Source organism: Microbacterium sp. (assembly GCF_031178525.1).
Lineage (GTDB): Bacteria > Actinomycetota > Actinomycetes > Actinomycetales > Microbacteriaceae > Microbacterium.
This window is the reverse complement of record NZ_JAPSJA010000298.1, coordinates 1-2,842: the sequence shown is the minus strand read 5'-3', so window position 1 is coordinate 2,842 and position 2,842 is coordinate 1. Positions and strand designations below refer to the sequence as shown.

At 72.8% G+C, this 2,842-nt stretch carries 4 protein-coding genes; 2 read left to right on the top strand and 2 right to left on the bottom strand.

The window, feature by feature from the left end; genetic code table 11:
* Positions 1–16: 16 nt before the first annotated feature.
* Both fgd and cofC read left to right on the top strand, forming a co-directional pair.
* On the top strand, positions 17–1,027 hold the full coding sequence (gene fgd / locus RIF89_RS13445) for a glucose-6-phosphate dehydrogenase (coenzyme-F420) (RefSeq protein WP_309069599.1): 1,011 nt from the start codon (positions 17–19) through the stop codon (positions 1,025–1,027).
* On the top strand, positions 1,024–1,638 hold the full coding sequence (cofC, locus tag RIF89_RS13440; RefSeq protein ID WP_309069598.1) for a 2-phospho-L-lactate guanylyltransferase: 615 nt from the start codon (positions 1,024–1,026) through the stop codon (positions 1,636–1,638). Before fgd ends, cofC begins: the two co-directional genes overlap by 4 nt.
* A gap of 40 nt (positions 1,639–1,678) precedes the next feature.
* Here the strand turns inward: cofC and RIF89_RS13435 are convergent, their stop codons facing one another.
* Together RIF89_RS13435 and RIF89_RS13430 are read right to left on the bottom strand one after the other, a co-directional pair.
* Positions 1,679–2,335 carry a GntR family transcriptional regulator gene (locus tag RIF89_RS13435; protein WP_309069597.1) on the bottom strand — a complete coding sequence of 219 codons (657 nt, stop codon included), beginning with the start codon at positions 2,333–2,335 and terminating at the stop codon, positions 1,679–1,681.
* 198 nt (positions 2,336–2,533) lie between these two features.
* Positions 2,534–2,842 (bottom strand): ROK family protein (locus RIF89_RS13430; protein WP_309069596.1); only part of this gene is annotated, 309 nt, incomplete at its 5' end.

Sequence of the window (2,842 nt, the reverse complement as noted above, 5' to 3'; positions counted from 1 at the left end):
GTTCTAGGAGCACGACATGACAATCCCGATGCGCTTCGGCTACAAGGCGTCCTCGGAGCAGTTCGGACCGCGACAGCTGCTCGACTATGCCGTCCTCGCCGAGGAGATGGGCTTCGACTCGGTGTTCCTGTCCGATCACATGCAGCCCTGGATGCATGACGGCGGCCACGCTCCCGCTGCGCTGCCGTGGCTCGGCGCGGTGGGCGAGCGCACCTCGCGCGTGCTGCTCGGCACCTCGGTGCTGACGCCGACCTTCCGCTATCACCCCGGCGTCGTGGCGCAGGCGTTCGGCACGCTCGGTGCGATGCACCCGGGCCGGATGATCCTCGGCGTCGGCACGGGCGAGGCGCTCAACGAGGTCACGCTCGGTCTCGAGTGGCCCGAGTCGCCCGAGCGCTTCCAGCGCATGAAGGAGGCGATCACGCTCATCCGCGAGCTCTGGACCGGCGAGCGCGTCACCTTCGACGGCACCTACTACTCCACGAGCAACGCCACGATCTACGATCGCCCCGAGATGCCGGTGCCCATCTACATCGGCGCGTCCGGCCCCGCCGCCACACGCCTGGCCGGTCGCATGGCCGACGGCTGGATCACCACCAGCGGCAAGGATCCGTCGCTCTACACCGACAAGCTCCTGCCCGCGTTCGAGGAGGGCATCGAGAAGGGCCACCGCTCCCCCGGCGATGTCGACACCCTCATCGAGGTGAAGGTCTCGTTCCGTCCCGACCTCGACATGGCGAAGGAGAACACGCGGTTCTGGGCGCCGCTGGCTCTGGCGCCCGAGGAGAAGACCGGCATCCACGACCCGATCGAGATGCAGCGCCGCGCCGAGGAGCTGCCGATCGAGCGCGCCGCATCGCGCTTCATCGTGTCGGACGACGTCGACCAGCACATCGAGGCCATCGCGACCTACGTCGAGCTCGGCTTCCGTCACCTCGTGTTCCACGACCCTGGACACGACCAGGAGGCCTTCCTGCGCCTGTACGGCGAGCAAGTGCTGCCCCGCCTGCGCGAGCGGTTCCGTTGAGCCGCGGCTGGACCGTCGTCATCCCGGTCAAGGGATCGACCGGCAAGTCGCGCCTCGCGCATCCCGAGCGCGCCGCGCTGGCGTCGGCGATCGCGCTCGACACGCTCGATGCGGTATGCCGTTCCGAGCATGTGGCGGCCGTGGTGGTCGTCACCTCGGACGGAGACCTGGCGCTCGAGGCCGTGAGCGACGTCGGCGGGACGGTCAGGCCGTCCGTCCGGGTGGTGCCCGACCCCGGCGAGGGGCTCAATCCCGCCATCGTCGCGGGACTCGCGGCGGCGGACCCGGACCTGCCGCGGGCCGCGCTGCTGGGCGATCTGCCGGCGCTGGCTCCGGCCGATCTCGACGCGGTCCTCGAGCTCGCGGCGGCGCACGAGCGGGCGTTCGTCGCGGATGCGGAGGGCACGGGCACGACGCTGCTCACGGCCGGCCCCGGTGCCACGCTCGAGCCCGCGTTCGGCGCCGATTCGGCCGCGCGTCACGCGGCATCCGGCTTCAGCCCGCTTCCGGTCGCCGAGGACTCCACCGTCCGCCGCGACGTCGACACCGCCGCGCAGCTGCGCACCGCCTCCCACCTCGGCCTCGGCCCGCGGACCTCCGCCTTGCTGTAGCCGCCGCCTCCGAGCTGCGGATCGTCAGCGCGGCGGCGCGTCAATCGGGCCCGTCGCCGTCCGTCGTCGCGCCCAGCATCGCCGCTCGGATCGACGCGAGGTGCGCCCGCATCGCCTCGGCGGCGGCTGCGGCGGACCGGGACTCGAGCGCGTCGACGATCCGCTCGTGCTCGCCGACCTCCTGTCGCGCGGTGAGGTAGCGCCGGATGCCCGTCAGGACGTGCTGCGCGCGCGCGGTCTCGTCGAGGGGACCCGCGATCACGTCGGCGAGGCGCGTGTTGCCCGACGCGACGGCGATCGCCCCGTGGAAGACGCGCGCCTCCTTCACGGCCTCGCGCGGGTCGTCCCCCGGTCGGGCGCGTTGCGCGCGAACCATGCCGCGCAGAGCATCCAGCTGCTCGGCGGTGACGCGCACCGCCGCCTCCGCCGCCGCATGGGGCTCGAGCAGCTCGCGCAGCGTGAGCACCTCGTCGACGTCGCGCAGCGCCATCCTGCGCACGAGGTAGCCCTTCTTGGGGAGCACCACGACGAGACCCTCGCTCGCCAGCCGACCGAGCGCTTCGCGCACGGGCGTCTTCGACACGCCGAACTCCTCCGCGAGCCGGGGCTCGACGACGAGGGAGCCGGGTTCGAGCGCCCCGGTCAGGATGCGCACGCGCAGCTCGTCGGTGAGCCGATCCGTCAGCGATGCAGCCACGTCGTCCTCCGTCGCGCCGTGCCCCCGGACATCCGCGGGATCACAGTCATATCATCCGCGAGCCGCCCAAGCCCAGACGGGAGCGGCGACGCGCGGTCGCGGGCCACGGCTTCGGCTTCGGCGGAGCGGCTTCGGCTTCGGCTTCGGCGGAGCGGACGGCGGGGACGCACGTCCGAGTCGGACGGCGCCGAGGGGGGATCAGCGCAGCACGAGGGCGGCGGCACCCACCAGAGGGCCCTCGTCGCCGAGCGCGCTGCGGACCACGCGGGTCGCCTGCGCATACGGGAGCACGGCCGTGCGGGCCAGCGCCGAAGCGACGAGATCGACGTAATCTTCGGCGACGCGCGAGAAGCCGCCGCTGATCGCGATCACCTCGAGGTCGAGCAGCGTGGACGCGTTCGCGAGGCCGAGGCCGACGGTCGCGGCCGAGCGCTCGATCGCCGCGCGGGCGGTCCCGTCTCCCGCGGCCGCATCGCGGGCGATGTCCTCCCCCGTCTCCCCCGCCCA